Here is a 14,727-nt window from a genome sequence, read left to right on the forward strand (position 1 = left end):
GCCAGGAGTACCGTCACATGCGCAGAACAACACTCGCAGCGCTCACCGCATGCACCACCGTCGCCCTGCTGGTCAGCGCCTGTACCGGCACCAATTCCGGTGGCGGCGACGATGGTTCGGCCGAGGGCAAGGACGTGACCATCACCTTCTGGCACGGCTGGAGCCAGGACAACGAGGTACAGGCCATCGAGGCCAATGTCGCCGCGTTCGAGAAACTGCACCCCAACATCGACGTGAAGGTGGTCGGCAACATCGCCGACGACAAGAGCGAACAGGCGCTGCGGGCGGGCGGCCCGGAGGCGCCGGATGTGGTGTCCTCCTTCACCACCGACCAGGTCGGCAAGTTCTGTTCGGCGAAGGTGTGGGCCGACCTCACGCCGTTCCTGCGCAAGGACGGCATCGACCCCGTGGCCACCTTCCCGGCGACGATGCTCGAATACACCCGGTTCCAAGGCAATCAGTGCGCGCTGCCGCTGCTCGGTGACACCTACGGCCTGTTCTACAACAAGACCGCGTTCGCCGCCGCCGGTATCACCGCGCCGCCCAAGACGTTCAGCGAGTTCGAGGCCGCCGCCGTGAAATTGACCATCCCCGAAGGGGATACCTTCCGGCAGCTCGGCTTCATGCCGAACTATCACGGCTACGAGACCTCGGTGATGCACTACCTGGGCCAGTACGGCGCGGACTACTTCGGACCCGACGGCAAGTCCAACATCGCCACCGATCCCAGGGTGGCCGCGATGTTCGAGTGGCAGAAGCGGATGATCGCGGCGCTCGGCGGCTTCGACAAGCTGGAGAAGTACCGCACCGGTTTCGGTGACGAGTTCAGCGCCAACAACCCCTTCCACACCGGCCAGGTGGCGATGTCCTTCGACGGCGAGTGGCGGACCGCCTCGCTCGCCGTCGACCCGGTGAGCTTCGAGTGGGCCACCGCGCCGTTCCCGGTCCCCGACGATCAAGCCGCCACCTACGGGCGCGGCTATCAGACCGGCACCATCATCGGCGTCGCCAATTCCAGTCGAAAGCAAACCGCCGCCTGGCAATTGGTCAAGTTCCTGACCACCGACACGGACGCGGTGGTCGACTTCGCCAACGCCATCCACAACGTGCCCAGTACCCTTGCCGCGCTCAGCTCACCCCGGCTGAAGGTCGACGCCAACTTCCAGACCTTCCTCGACATCGCGAAGAACCCGCATTCGTCGACTACCCCGTCGAGCATCAACGGTGGCGCGTACCAGCTTTCGCTGCGTAACTTCGGCTACGAGTACGAGGCGGGCAAACAGCCCGACCTGCGCGCGGGCTTGACCGCGACCGCGAAGGAGATCGACGAGGCGATCGACCAGGCGAAGTGACCGGGCGATGGCACTCCGGCACCGGACCGTCCCCGCGGCGCTGAAACGCAAGCGCCGCAGAGACACTGTCCGCACCCTCGCATTCCTGTCCCCCGCGTTGATCGGCTTCGCCTGCTTCTTCGCCTACCCGCTGCTGTCCACGGTCTACTTCTCGTTCATGCGGTACGACGGCTTCGCCGCGCCGACATTCGCGGGCCTGAAGAACTGGAACTACGTCCTGGACAAGTACCCGTACTTCTGGAAAGGGCTCGGCAACACGCTGTGGCTGATCGTGGTCATGGTCTCGCTGCGCGTGATTTTCGGGCTCGGGATCGGCCTGCTGGTCACCAAGCTCAAGACCGGGGCGGGGTTGCTGCGTACGGTGCTCTACCTGCCGTATCTGGCGCCGCCGGTGGCCGCGACGATGGCGTTCGCGTTCCTGCTCAACCCCGGCACCGGGCCGGTCAACCACCTGCTCGGGAGTATCGGCCTGCCGCAACCGGGGTGGTTCACCGATCCCACCTGGTCCAAGCCCGCGTTGACCATGCTCGCGCTGTGGGGCATCGGCGATCTGATGGTCATCTTCACCGCCGCGCTGCTCGACGTCTCCCGCGAGCAGTACGAGGCGGCGGAACTGGACGGCGCGGGGCCGTGGCACCGGTTCCGGTACGTCACACTGCCCAACATCACGCCGATCATCCTGTTCGCGGTGGTGACCGGGGTGATCCAGACCATGCAGTACTACACCCAGGCCATCGTCGCCGGGAAGGTGGCCAGCGGCAAGATCGGCAGTGCCGGTGAGCCGTTCGAGCCCGGCTACCCGCACGGCTCCACCTGGACGCTGCCGCAGATGGTCTACAACCTGGGGTTCCAGCGCTTCGACATCGGCTCGGCGTGCGTGGTCGCGGTGATCCTGTTCGGCCTGTCGATGGCCTTCACCTCGCTGCTGCTGCGGCGCAGATCCGGCTTCCTGCAGGAGGACTGAGCCATGACCATGACCACGACGCTGCCGGTGCCCGTGCGCGCCGATCCGATCGAGGCCAGAGGCGCACGCCGCAAAGGTGTCCTGAATTGGGTGGCGCTGCACTCGCTCGCGATCGCCGTCGCGCTGCTGTTCATCCTGCCGTTCGTCTTCGTCTTCCTCACCTCGGTGATGACGGATCGACAGGCCCTCACCTCGGAGCTGTGGCCCGCGCAGTGGCAGTGGCGCAACTACGTCGAGGTGTGGCAGACGCCCGGCTTCCTCGGCTGGTGGCGCAACACGCTGCTGTACGCCGGCGCGGGCACCGCGTTGACCCTGCTGTCGAGCATTCCGGCGGCCTACGCGCTCGCGAAATTCCGGTTCCGCGGCCGCAATCTGGCGTTGATGGCGGTCATCTCGATGATGATGCTGCCCCCGCAGGTCACCGTCATCCCGATGTATCTGGTGTGGTCCAAGCAGTTCCATCTCACCGGCTCGCTGTGGCCGTTGATCATTCCGCTGGCCTTCGGCGAGGCGTTCTCGATATTCCTGCTGCGCCAGTTCCTGCTGACCATTCCCGACGACTATCTCGAGGCCGCGCGCATCGACGGCTGCGGTGAACTACGCATTCTGTTGCGTATCGTGCTGCCGATGGCGCGGCCCGCCATCGCGGCGGTCACGCTGTTCCAGTTCTTCTATTGCTGGAACGACTATTTCGGTCCGCAGATCTATGCCAGCGAGAACCCCGGCGCGTGGACGCTCAGCTATGGGCTGGAGTCCTTCAAGGCCGCACACCACACCAATTGGAATCTCACCATGGCCGCCACCGTACTGGTGATGGCACCGGTGATCATCATCTTCTTCTTCGCGCAGAAGGCTTTCATCGAAGGCGTGACACTGACAGGGGTGAAAGGCTGATGCCCGCACTGAAATTGGCCGTCGTCGGCGGCGGTTCCACCTACACACCCGAGCTGATCGACGGGTTCGCACGACTGCGCGACACCCTGCCGATCGACGAGATCGTGCTGATCGACCCGGCGGCACGACGGCTGGCGCTGATCGCCGGGCTGGCCCGCCGGATGTTCGCGAAGCAGGGCAATCCGGTCCGGGTGTCCACCGCCTCGTCCGTCGCGGCAGGCGCCGACGGTGCCGATGCCGTGCTGCTCCAGTTGCGCGTCGGCGGGCAGGCCGCGCGCAACGACGACGAGACCTGGCCGCTCGAATGCGGTTGTGTCGGACAGGAAACCACCGGCGCGGGCGGTCTGGCCAAGGCGCTGCGCACGGTCCCGGTGGTGCTCGAACTCGCCGAACAGATTCGCCGGGCCAATCCGGACGCCTGGATCATCGATTTCACCAACCCGGTCGGGATCGTCACCCGGGCGTTGCAGACCGCCGGGCACAAGGCGGTCGGCCTGTGCAACGTGGCCATCGATTTCCAGCGAAAGTTCGCCCGGCACTTGGGTGTCGAGCCGGAGCTGGTCCGGCTCGACCACGTCGGCCTCAATCACCTCACCTGGGAGCGCGGCGTCACCGTGCTCGACAGCCCCGGCGCGGCAACAGGTTACGAGGCACTACCCAAACTGCTCGCCGATTTCGGCGCCGAGATCGCGGCCGATACCCGGCTGCCGGTCGAGCTGCTGCGGCACCTCGGCGTCGTTCCGTCGTACTACCTGCGGTATTTCTATCAGCACGATACGGTCGTCGAGGAGTTGCGCGCGAAGGGTTCCCGGGCCGCCGAGGTGGCCGAACTGGAACGGCAGTTGCTCACCATGTACGCCGACCCGGCGTTGGACACCAAACCCGAACTGCTCGGAAAACGCGGTGGCGCTTTCTATTCCGAGGCCGCAGTGCAGCTGATCGCCGCGCTGCTCGGCACCGGCGCGGGCGCGGCCGTGCAGGTGGTCAACACCCGCAACGACGGCACCCTGCCGTCGCTGCCCGACGACGCGGTGCTCGAGGTACCCGCGCGGGTGGACGCGGCGGGAGTCCGTCCGCTGCCGCAGCCGCCGCTCGAGCCGCGTTTCGGCGGGCTGATCGCGCACGTCACCGCCTACGAACAACTGGCGTTGCGGGCCGCCGTCGAAGGCGGGCGCGAACTCGTCTTCGACGCGCTGCTGGCCCATCCGCTGGTCGGCCAGTTCGAATTGGCCGAGCAGCTCACCGACCGGCTGATCGCGCACAACCGCGCGCACCTGAGCTGGGCGTGACCATGCCGACCAACACCGTGCACTGCTGGCGGGGGAAGCGTTTGATGAAACTCCCACAGAACGAGCAGGTTCCGGGCGTCCTCGCGATCGACGCGGGCAACAGCAAGACCGACGTCGCCCTGGTCGCGCTCGACGGGACGGTCCTCGCCGCGGCACGCGGCGGCGGCTATCAGCCCTATCGGGACGGCGCCGAGCAGGCGATCGCGGGGCTCACTCCGCTGGTCGACGCGGTGGCCGAACAGGCCGGGCTCACCCGCGCGGGCGTGCTCACCACCCGGGTGAGCGCCTGCATGGCCAATGTCGACCTGCCCATCGAGGAGCGACGCTTCCACGCCGCCATCGCGGGCAGGCCGTGGGGGCTCTCGGTGGGCGTCGCCAACGACACCTTCGGCCTGCTGCGTGCCGGTACCGACGGCCCCTGCGGCGTCGCGGTGGTCTGCGGCGCCGGAATCAACTGCGCCGGGCTGCGGCCGGACGGCCGGACCGCGCGCTTCCCGGCGCTCGGCGTGCTCACCGGAGACTGGGGTGGCGGCGGCGGAATGGCCGCCGCCGCAATGTGGTACGCCGCGCGGGCCGAGGACGGCCGGGGCGAGCCGACGGCGCTGTCCGCCGCCATCGGCGCATATTTCGGGATGGCCGGAGCCAACGCGGTCGCCGAGGCGATCCACCTCGGTCAGCTGGCCGAACACCGGCTGCACGAGCTGGTCCGGGTGCTGTTCACCACCGCCGAAGCAGGTGACCCGACCGCGCTGCGGCTGATCGATCGGCAAGCCGACGAGATCACCCGCCTGGCCCTCGTCGCCCTGCGCAAGCTCGAACTACTCGACGAACCGACGCCCGTGGTGCTCGGCGGTGGTGTGCTGGCCGCGCGGCAGCCGTTGCTGATCGACAACGTGCGGGCTCGGCTGGCCGCCGCCGCACCCCTGGCGGAACCTCGAATCGTCGTCGCCCCACCGGTTCTCGGCGCGGCGCTGCTCGGGCTGGACCATCTCGCGGCGAGCCCGGCGGCGCAGCGGCGGCTCCGCGCTGCGTATCCGGCTGCGCAGGAGCCGCCGGAGGGCCGGTCCGGGTTCGCCAGCGAGATGGGTCAGTTGGCCTGAGCCGTTACCGGCCGATCTGCAGATCGACGCAGGAGTAGAAAGCGTTCGGAGTATCGGCGATATTCCATACGCTGCGCAGCTTCTGCTTACCGGTGAAACTGCCGAGATTCACGGTGTGCGTTTCGGTCGCACCCGGCGGCCGATTGTTGCCACTGATGTCGGCGACCTTGGTGTTCCCGATCCAGTACTCGTAGTTCGTGGTCCGGTGCCGGGCGGTGAAGGTCCAGGTGAAGGTCACCGTGCTGCCGACCTGGTGGACCTTCCACGGCTTGCTGTCGTCGTCGAGGTCGGCCCAGCGCCGGTCACCGGCGCTGCAATTGCGCTGTCCCTTGGGGCCCTCGACGCTCTGCGGCTCCCATTTGATCGGCCCGCAGGGCAATTGGTTCTGCGCGCACTGCGCCTGCCGGCTGGCAGGCGAGGAAATATAGCCGTGCGCGTTGGCAGGCCCCGCGGGCAGCACGGCGACGACGAACGGTGCCAGACCTGCCGCCGTGACGATGGACAGCATTCTTCTGTTGAACATGGGTGACTCCCTGTGCCCGGAATGGGCAATAGTCGGCCGAATATTCGGCTCGATGCGGTAGGTATTCGAACCTTAAAGCGCCGCCATATAATTGGTCGAGTGCACAGGAGTGGGGAGGCAACTGGGGACCGGGAATAACGAAATAGACTCGAGCCGAACGGTATTCACCGCGATTCAGCCGAAGATCATTTCCGTTTCATTGCTCATTATGCAATAGCCGATTTCGATCTTCCGGCACTCGGAATAGATCGCGATGTCGCAAGGTTCGTCGTGGGGAAGTCCACCGACCGAAAGGATTCCCGATGGCGAAGATGACCAGCGATGAACGCGAGAAGTTCCTGGCCGAGTTGCACGTGGGGGTGATCGCGATCGAACGCGCCGATCGCGCGCCGCTCGCGGTGCCGATCTGGTACGGGTACGAGCCGGGTGGCGAGGTGAAGATCTGGACCGACAACGGCTCGGTGAAAGAGCGCCTGATCCGGGCCGCGGGGCGGTTCTCGCTGACCGCGCAGGTGGAGCAGCCGCCGTACCGGTACGTCACCGTGGAGGGCACGGTGACCAGCATCGAGCGCGCCACCGTGGACGACGTGCTGGCCATCGCCGTGCGCTACCTCGGCCCCGACGAGGGCAAGGCCTTCGCCGAGCAGAACCTCTCCGAATCCTCGCTACTGGTCAGCCTGCGCCCGGAGAAGTGGCTGAGCACGGACTACGCCAAGGAGTAGCGCATCCCCGCGGCCACCACACGAGCCGTGTCGATGTCAATCAACTGTCCCGGTGGGTGCACCTGCCCGGGCAGTTGATTGACAGCAAATGTCGCAACTGCCAACGTATCCAGGGACCGCGAGGTCCTGATCCGGTGGGCCCCGGCGTTGTCGAGCGGAGCGTGCTGATGGGTTTTCTCGAGCCCGACCTGCCAGTGGTCGATCTGCCGCAATGGCGTAAAGGCACACGCGGCGAACGGATTCGGCCGATGGCCCGGCATTGGGCCGAAGTGGGATTCGGCACTCCGGTCGCACTGCACCTGTTCTATGTCGGCAAGATTTTCCTCTACCTGCTCGGCGGCTGGCTGATCGTGCTGAGCACCGCGGGCATCGACGGATTCATCGCGGTGGGCGACTGGTGGTCGGAGCCGATCGTCTTCCAGAAGGTGGTGCTCTACACCCTTTTGTTCGAGGTGGTCGGGCTCGGTTGCGGGTTCGGGCCGCTGAACAACAGATTCTTCCCGCCGCTCGGTTCGATCCTGTATTGGTTGCGGCCCAAGACGATTCGGCTGCCGCCCTGGCCCGGCAAAGTGCCGTTCACCACGGGCACCGATCGCACGATCATCGATATCGCGCTGTATGCGGCACTGCTGGTGGCGGTTTCGGTCGCGCTGTGCTCCGACGGCACCGGACCGGTGCCGGAGTTGAGCACCTCCGTCGGGTTGCTGCCCGTATGGGAGATAGCGGTGATCCTCGGACTGCTCGCCGCAATCGGGTTGCGCGACAAGGTGATATTCCTGGCGGCCCGCGGCGAGGTGTACGGCACGCTGACGGTCGCCTTCTTGTTCACGGCCGCCGATCCGATCGTCGCCGCGAAGGTGGTTTTCGTGGTGATCTGGATGGGCGCCGCGACCTCGAAGCTGAACAAGCACTTCCCGTTCGTGGTGTCCACGATGATGTCGAACAGCCCGGTGTTCCGGCGTAAATCGCTCAAACGCAGGTTCTTCGAGAACTTCCCGGACGATCTGCGGCCCGGGCGCCTCTCCCGGCTGTTCGCGCACGGCGGCACCGTCGTCGAGATGAGTGTGCCGGTCGTGCTGTTCTTTTCGCACGGCGGTCCGGTGACGGCGGTGGCCGCGATCCTCATGATCGGGTTCCACCTGGCCATCCTGACGGCGGTGCCGATGGGCGTGCCGCTGGAGTGGAACGTCTTCATGATCTTCGGGGTGCTGGTGCTGTTCGTGGCGCACGCCGATCTCGGCCTGGCCGCGCTCACCCGGCCGGTGCCGGTGGCGGTGCTGTTCGTGGTGATCGCGGGCATCGTCGTCGCCGGAAACCTGTTCCCGCGCAAGATTTCCTTCCTGCCCGGCATGCGGTATTACGCGGGCAACTGGGATACCACGATGTGGTGCGTCAAGCCGTCCGCGGCGGCGAAGATCAGCCGGCACATCGTCGCGATCGCCGCCATGCCGCAGGCTCAACTGGAACGGTTCTACGGGAAGGACCGCGCGGAGGTCCCGATGTACATGGGATACGCCTTCCGCGCCATGAACACCCACGGACGCGCGCTGTTCACGCTGGTGCACCGGGCGATGCCCGCGGGACACGAGGACGAATACGTCCTCACCGACGGTGAACGGATCTGCAGCACCGCCGTCGGCTGGAACTTCGGCGACGGGCACATGCACAACGAGCAGCTCATCGCCGCGCTGCAGCAGCGCTGCCACTTCGAACCCGGCGAGGTCCGGGTGGTGCTGCTGGACGCTCAGCCGATCCACAAGCGCACCCAGGCCTATCGGCTCGTCGACGCCGCCACCGGCGAGTTCGAGCACGGCGTGGTCCACGTCGCCGACATGGTCACCCGTCAGCCCTGGGCCGACGACGTGCCGGTGCACGTCGGGCCGGGAAAGTGAACTCGGCGAACGATTATGGCCGGCGTGCGGCAAGATCGAAGGCATGACTCCCGGACCGTTCCTGCCCGAGAGCGTCGACGAATTCCGCGTCCTCGCCCGCACCCGGTTGCGTCGGTTCGTCCGGACCGAGGTGCCCGACGAGCCGGGTCTGCGCCGCGCCGCGGTCCTGCTGTGCGTGGTCGGGCAGGCCGACGGCTCCCCCGCGGTGATCGTCATCCGGCGGGCCTACCAGGGGCGCAACGCGGGACAGTGGGGACTGCCCGGCGGCCGGATCGATCCGGGCGAGACCGCCGAACAGGCCGTCCTGCGGGAGCTGCACGAGGAACTCGGCATGACGGCCGCGTCCACCGATCTGGTCGGTCTGCTCGATGACTTCCCCGCCTCCTCCGGTTTTGTGATCACGCCGTTCATCGCGGCGCTGCCCGACGCCGCCGAGCTGACCCCGAACCCGAGCGAGGTGCATTCGGTGCACCTGGTGAACCTCGACCGGCTCGCCGCCGACGACGTGCCGCACTGGGTGTCGCGGCAGCAAGCGGTCCCGCAACCGGAACTGCGCGACGAATCCGAGCCGGTCGCCGCACCCGATGAGGTGCGCCTGCTGCAGATGCGGCTGGGGGCCGATATGACGATCCACGCGCCCACCGGCGCCTTGCTCTGGCAGTTCCGCGAGATCATCCTGCTCGGGCGGGACCACGACAGTGCGCGCGTCTCCCACTTCACCCAACCGGACTGGACCCAGCACTAGCGAACGTGCCGGACATGGCATGCTCGGTGCCCATACCCGATCAGGAGGCCTGGTGACCATCTTCCGCACCATCGTCGGCGTGCAACTACTGCTGATCGAGAACGGGCGGGTACTGCTCGCGCGCCGGCGCAACACCGGGTTCGCCGACGGGCAGTGGAACGCCCCGGGCGGCAAGCTCGACGAGGGCGAGGATGTGCTGACCGCCATCATTCGCGAGGCCGACGAGGAGATCGGCGTCCAGGTGGAGCGGGACGACGTCGACCTGGTCGCCTCGATCCACATCCAGCACCCGCCCGGCCAGACCCGGATCGTGTTCGTCTTCCGCGCCCGGACCTGGTCTGGCGAACCCTGCAACCGCGAACCCGACTCCTGCTCGGAGCTGCGCTGGTTCCCCCTCGACGAACTCCCCGGCAACACCATCCAGAGCACCCGCGCCGGCCTGGACCTCTACCGCCGCGGCGAAAACTTCGGCGTCTACGGCTGGCCCGAACCCTCCCTCATCGGCGACGCCAGATAACCTCTCAGCGTGGCCGCCAGAACGTGAGCGGTTCGCGGGGGTTGTCCCGGACCCAGGCGGAAAGGTCTGCGCCAGCACTGATTCCACCGTCGAGGACGGCCCGGTAGATATCGATGGAACGCTGCTCCGTGATGACGCCGGTGTGGACCTGTGATTTCAGTTCGAGGATCGTGCGTCGCGTTCGCGGTGTGAGCGCGGCCCGCAGCGGCGCGACGAGGTGCGCGGCGCAGGGTCCCGGATGGTCGCGGCGCAGTGCCCACATATCAATTTTCCAGTCGGTTCCGTCGGACCTGCGGTAGCCGAGACGCCAATACAAACCCTCGTCCGGATCGTCGAGATGGTTGCCGAAACGCGCATTGCGCACTCCTTCGACGCGGGCGCAGTCCCGCAGTACGGCGAATCCGTGTTCGATTCGCGGGCTGTCGCAATAGATTTCGACATCGATATCCGGCGCTATCGCCAATTCGTAGGCCACCGCGCCGACGAGGACGGGGGTGCCGAAGTCCTGCCATCGCTCGAAAAGGCGCAATGTGTCGAGGATTTCGTGGGCTTGCCGCCCGCGGAACGCGCTGTGCGCGACTACGTCGGGCATTACGGCGTTTCCTGCGGCGTTCGGGAGAGGGGGTTGGGCCACCAGATTTTGGGGCCGACGATGCTGAAAAGGGCTGGGATCACTACGGTTCGGACCAGGAAGGTGTCGAGCAGGATGCCCAGGCCGACGATGATGCCCAGCTGGGTGAGGATGATCAGCGGCAGGACGCCCAGGACGCAGAAGACGGCGGCCAGGACGATGCCCGCGCTGGTGATGACCGAGCCGGTGGCGGCGACCGCGCGGACGATGCCCTGGGTGCTGCCGTGCTCGGGCGTCTCCTCCTGCGCCCGGGTGACCAGGAAGATGGTGTAGTCGATGCCGAGGGCCACGAGGAACAGGAAGGCGTACAGCGGCGCACTGGTGTCCAGCGCCGGAAAGCCCAAGAGGTGCAGGCTGATCCACGCGCCGAGTCCCAGCGCCGCCAGTGCGCTCAGCACCGAGACGCCCACCAGCAGCACCGCGGCGGGCACCGCCCGCAACAGGGCCAGCAGGATCACCGACACGATGGCCAGGATCGTCGGAATCACCACGCGCTGATCGTGTTCGGCGGCCGTGCGGGTGTCCAGCCCCTCCGCGTCGCCACCGCCGACCAGCGCGCCGGGCACGTCGGCCAGCTCACCGCGCATCGCCTCGATGGTCGAGAAGGCTTGCGGTGAACCGGGTTCGGCGTTCAGCACGACCGAGAAGCGGGTCAGACCGGTCGGCGACGTCCCGGTGGGCCGCGCGTCGGTGACCCCGGGCACGGCGCGCAGAGTCTGTTCCACCGCGGTAGCCGAATCGCTGCGGGCGAGCACGGTGGTCGGATTCGCCGCCCCGGCTGGGAAATGCGCAGCCAGTGTGTCGAACCCCTCGACGGATTCGGCGCGGACGCGGAACTGATCCGTCTGGGAAAGCCCGACATCGGCACCGATCAGCCCCGCCGCGCACGCGCCGAGCGCGACCAGCGCCGCACCCGCCACCAAAACCGGCCTGTGCACCACCCGCGCCGCGATCGCATGCCAGATCCCCGTTTCCGCCGCGACCCGGTCGTCGGCGCGGGGCACGAACGGCCAGAACACATTCCGTCCGCAGAGCGCGAGCGCCGCGGGCAGCGCGACGAGCACGAACAGCAGGGCGACCAGCAGCCCGGCCGCCGCACCCACACCCAGACTGCGCGTGTTGGGCAGCGAGGCGAGCAGCAGCGTCAGCAGCGCGGCGACGACGGTGACATTGCTGGCCAGGATCGCGGGCCCGGCGTGGCGCACCGCGTGCCGGAGCGCGGTCCGATGATCGGGATGCCGATGCAACTCGTCGCGGTAGCGCGAAACCAGCAGCAGCGCATAGTTCGTCCCGGCGCCGAAGACCAGCACGCTGGTGATGCCCGAGGTCGAACCGTCGAAGGCCAGCCCGGTCCACCGTGCCAGTCCGGTGCCGACGGCGGCGGCGACCCGGTCCGCCGAACCGACGACGAGCAAGGGCACCAGCCAGAGCACGGGCGATCGATAGGTGGCGACGAGCAGCAACGCGACGACGGCCGCGGTCACCGCGAGCAGGGTGATGTTCGCGCCGGCGAAGGAATCGGCGATGTCACCGCCGAACGCGGGACCGCCGGTCACCTGGATACGCAGCTCGGCTGGTTGCGCCGCCTTGACGTCGTCGCGCAGTTCCTCGATGCGATCGGTGAGCGCGAATCCGCTCAACGTCGAATCGACCGGTACCCGTCCGATCGCGGCCTTCCGGTCAGGCGCGACGAGCGGCTCCCCCAGCTTCGCGCGCAGGCCCGCCAGATCTTCGGGGCGCAGTTCCGCGCCGTCGGTGCGGGTCACCACGACGACCGCGGGCGCAGTTCCCGCGTCGGGAAACTGGGTGAGCAGTTCTTTGACGCGGGCCGATTCCGCGCTGCCGGGCAACGAGTTCGGAGCCTGCCCGGCGGCGTCGTTGTCGCCGATTCCACCGATCACGCCGAACGACACGGCAACGAGCGCGAGCAGCAGCACCCATGATTTGCCGGCGGTGACGACGGCCGCGAACCGATCCCACATGCGCATCACCACACGATGGCAGAACCGGGCCCGGCGCGCTCGCTACCCACGCGAGCGGGTGGGCATGATCACCGCGGCGCGCGGGGTTCGAGGGCCAGCAGCCGGTCGAGCTGGGCGGCCACCCGATCCAGCGGGGTGACCGTGCGACCCGCGATCGCCATGATGACCGCGCCCTCGATCGCGGCGACGGTCATGGTCGCCAACGACGCGGCGGGTTCGTCCGCGATGCCCTCGGCGGCCAGCTGATCGGTGAGCAGGCCCTCCCACGCGGCGAAGGACTCGGCGGCGATGGCCGGGGCCGCGGGCACCTCCGATCCGGCCAGTGCCGCGGCGACGACCGGGCAGCCCGCGGTGAAGTCCGAGGTGACGAGCAGTTCCTTCCACATCTTCACGAACGCGGCAAGCCGGACCGACGCGCTGCCCTTGCCCGCGTTCGCGGCGATGCCGGCCGCCATGATCTTGCCCGCCGCCCGGGTGGCTTCCTCGACCAGTTCTTGTTTCCCGCGCGGGAAATTCTGATAGATCGAGCGGCGCGCGGTATTGCTGTAGGTCACCAGTTCGGTGATGCCGGTGCCCGCGACTCCGCGACGTCTGATCAAGTCGATCGTGCCCGCGATCAGCCGCTCGCGTGGACGGATGGTCACCGCGGACCTCCTGATCTCTTCTGGGTTCCAGCTCCGATACCCAGCCTAGGACATGTCCGGCGGTATCCGAGGGCCTTGCGGTAGTACGACCATACTACTACCGTGATGGCTATTACACCCAGTTACGGCTACCAAAGGACCGCCCATGCCCGCCACCGTGACTCTGTCCGATCAACTCACCCTGCCGTGCGGCCAGGTGCTGCCCAACCGGCTGATGAAATCGGCACTCAGCGAGGGCCTGGCCGATCCGGGCGGCAGTCCCGGCCAGCGCCTCGAACGCCTCTACACCCGCTGGGGCACAGGCGGTTTCGGGCTGGTCGTCACGGGCAACGTGATGGTCGATCGCGGGCATCTGGGTGAGCCGGGCAACGTGGTGATCGACGACGACCGCGACCTGGACGGCCTGAGCCGCTGGGCGAAGGCCACCAAAGACGGCGGGGCGCCCATCTGGATGCAGCTCAATCATCCGGGCAGACAGGCGAATCCACTCGCCACCCGCACCCGGCCGGTGGCGCCGTCGGCGATCGCACCGAAGATCCCCGGCATGCCGACGCCGCGCGCACTCACCGACGCCGAAATCGAGGCGATCATCGATCGCTACGCCACCACCGCGCAGATCGCGGAGACCGCGGGCTTCGACGGCGTCCAAATCCACGGCGCGCACGGCTATCTCGTCTCGCAGTTCCTCTCGCCCCTGGCCAACCAGCGCACCGATCGCTGGGGTGGCGATGCCGAGCGGCGGCGCCGGTTCGTGCTCGAGGTGGTGCGGCGCATCCGATCCGCCGTGAGCCCGGGCTTCGCGGTCGGTATCAAGCTGAACTCGGCGGACTTTCAGCGCGGCGGCTTCACCGAGGACGAGTCGCGGGCGGTGGTCGAGCAATTGGCGCACGAACACCTGGACCTGATCGAGATCAGCGGCGGTAGTTACGAGTCCCCGGCGATGATGGGACGCAACGACACTCGCTCCGACAGCACCCGCGCCCGCGAGGCCTATTTCCTCGACTACGCGCAGACCGTGCGCACCGCGGCGGCCGGCGTGCCGATCGCGGTCACCGGTGGCTTCCGTTCCCGGTCGGTCATGGTGGCGGCGCTCGCGGCCGCGGACTGTGACGTGATCGGGCTCGGCCGCCCCACCTGCCTGACCCCGGACGCGGCCACCGGACTGATCACCGAACGCGACGATCGACTGCGCACGGTGCCGATCGGAGTGCGTGGCCGGCTCGCCAAGGTCGGCAGCCTGCGCTCCTTCGACGGCGCCCTGGACCTGCAGTGGCACACCGACCAACTGCACCTGCTGGGCGCGGGCAACGACCCCGACCCGGCCCGGCCGTGGTGGAAGACCACCGTCACGATGTTGAGCCGCAACGGGCTCGACGCCTTCCGCAGCAAGCGCGGCTGAGCCGGGCCGAACCTGACAATGCGCGGCGGCTGTTAACCGGCCTGCGTAGCCATGTTCACATCGTGTTTACGAT

Annotated in this window: 14 protein-coding genes; 10 read left to right on the plus strand and 4 right to left on the minus strand. The window is 67.7% G+C overall.

Annotated elements, in window-relative coordinates; translation table 11 throughout:
* Nucleotides 1-17: 17 nt before the first annotated feature.
* Genes TY25_RS33010 through TY25_RS33030 form a run of 5 tightly spaced genes read left to right on the plus strand, consistent with a single transcriptional unit; the run spans nt 18 to nt 5,599 of the window.
* The gene (locus tag TY25_RS33010) at nt 18-1,352 is read left to right on the plus strand and encodes an extracellular solute-binding protein (protein WP_042262837.1); all 1,335 of its coding nucleotides are present in this window, start codon (nt 18-20) and stop codon (nt 1,350-1,352) included.
* Between the two features lie 7 nt (nt 1,353-1,359).
* Nucleotides 1,360-2,316, plus strand: coding sequence for a carbohydrate ABC transporter permease (locus TY25_RS33015; RefSeq protein ID WP_042262839.1), 957 nt, complete (start codon nt 1,360-1,362; stop codon nt 2,314-2,316).
* Nucleotides 2,317-2,319: 3 nt separating this feature from the next.
* Entirely contained in the window at nt 2,320-3,210 is an 891-nt protein-coding gene (locus TY25_RS33020) for a carbohydrate ABC transporter permease (RefSeq protein WP_042262841.1), read from the plus strand.
* Nucleotides 3,210-4,499 carry a 6-phospho-beta-glucosidase gene (locus TY25_RS33025; RefSeq protein WP_088606914.1) on the plus strand — a complete coding sequence of 430 codons (1,290 nt, stop codon included), beginning with the start codon at nt 3,210-3,212 and terminating at the stop codon, nt 4,497-4,499. Before TY25_RS33020 ends, TY25_RS33025 begins: the two co-directional genes overlap by 1 nt.
* A 44-nt stretch (nt 4,500-4,543) precedes the next feature.
* Nucleotides 4,544-5,599 carry an N-acetylglucosamine kinase gene (locus TY25_RS33030; protein WP_042263068.1) on the plus strand — a complete coding sequence of 352 codons (1,056 nt, stop codon included), beginning with the start codon at nt 4,544-4,546 and terminating at the stop codon, nt 5,597-5,599.
* A 4-nt stretch (nt 5,600-5,603) separates the two neighbouring features.
* Here TY25_RS33030 and TY25_RS33035 read toward each other — a convergent pair whose 3' ends face one another.
* The gene (locus TY25_RS33035) at nt 5,604-6,122 is read right to left on the minus strand and encodes a lytic polysaccharide monooxygenase auxiliary activity family 9 protein (RefSeq protein ID WP_029893104.1); all 519 of its coding nucleotides are present in this window, start codon (nt 6,120-6,122) and stop codon (nt 5,604-5,606) included.
* A 302-nt stretch (nt 6,123-6,424) separates the two neighbouring features.
* Between TY25_RS33035 and TY25_RS33040 the strand changes: the two genes are divergently transcribed.
* From TY25_RS33040 to TY25_RS33055, 4 genes are all read left to right on the plus strand, one after another.
* On the plus strand, nt 6,425-6,844 hold the full coding sequence (locus TY25_RS33040) for a pyridoxamine 5'-phosphate oxidase family protein (RefSeq protein ID WP_172595785.1): 420 nt from the start codon (nt 6,425-6,427) through the stop codon (nt 6,842-6,844).
* 167 nt (nt 6,845-7,011) lie between these two features.
* The gene (locus TY25_RS33045) at nt 7,012-8,736 is read left to right on the plus strand and encodes a DUF3556 domain-containing protein (protein WP_042262843.1); all 1,725 of its coding nucleotides are present in this window, start codon (nt 7,012-7,014) and stop codon (nt 8,734-8,736) included.
* Nucleotides 8,737-8,779: 43 nt separating this feature from the next.
* Nucleotides 8,780-9,481 (plus strand): NUDIX hydrolase, encoded by a 702-nt coding sequence (locus TY25_RS33050; protein ID WP_052383357.1) that lies wholly within the window; start codon nt 8,780-8,782, stop codon nt 9,479-9,481.
* Nucleotides 9,482-9,533: 52 nt separating this feature from the next.
* Nucleotides 9,534-9,998 (plus strand): NUDIX hydrolase, encoded by a 465-nt coding sequence (locus TY25_RS33055; protein WP_052383358.1) that lies wholly within the window; start codon nt 9,534-9,536, stop codon nt 9,996-9,998.
* 4 nt (nt 9,999-10,002) lie between these two features.
* Here the strand turns inward: TY25_RS33055 and TY25_RS33060 are convergent, their stop codons facing one another.
* The 3 genes from TY25_RS33060 to TY25_RS33070 all read right to left on the minus strand — a co-directional run bounded on the left by TY25_RS33060 (nt 10,003) and on the right by TY25_RS33070 (nt 13,255).
* Nucleotides 10,003-10,590: a hypothetical protein gene (locus TY25_RS33060; protein WP_042262849.1), complete on the minus strand. Its 588-nt coding sequence runs from the start codon at nt 10,588-10,590 to the stop codon at nt 10,003-10,005.
* Entirely contained in the window at nt 10,590-12,611 is a 2,022-nt protein-coding gene (locus TY25_RS33065) for an MMPL family transporter (RefSeq protein ID WP_042263075.1), read from the minus strand. The genes TY25_RS33060 and TY25_RS33065 overlap by 1 nt, the downstream gene beginning before the upstream one ends.
* Nucleotides 12,612-12,679: 68 nt before the next feature.
* On the minus strand, nt 12,680-13,255 hold the full coding sequence (locus TY25_RS33070) for a TetR/AcrR family transcriptional regulator (protein ID WP_042262851.1): 576 nt from the start codon (nt 13,253-13,255) through the stop codon (nt 12,680-12,682).
* A gap of 145 nt (nt 13,256-13,400) precedes the next feature.
* On the opposite strand from TY25_RS33070, the gene TY25_RS33075 reads away from it, so the two are divergent.
* A complete protein-coding gene (locus tag TY25_RS33075; protein ID WP_042262854.1) occupies nt 13,401-14,654 on the plus strand; it encodes an NADH:flavin oxidoreductase/NADH oxidase family protein in 1,254 nt (417 codons plus the stop codon).
* The last annotated feature ends 73 nt before the right edge of the window (nt 14,655-14,727 follow it).

The organism is Nocardia brasiliensis NBRC 14402, assembly GCF_000308475.2.
Classification (GTDB): Bacteria; Actinomycetota; Actinomycetes; order Mycobacteriales; family Mycobacteriaceae; genus Nocardia; species Nocardia brasiliensis.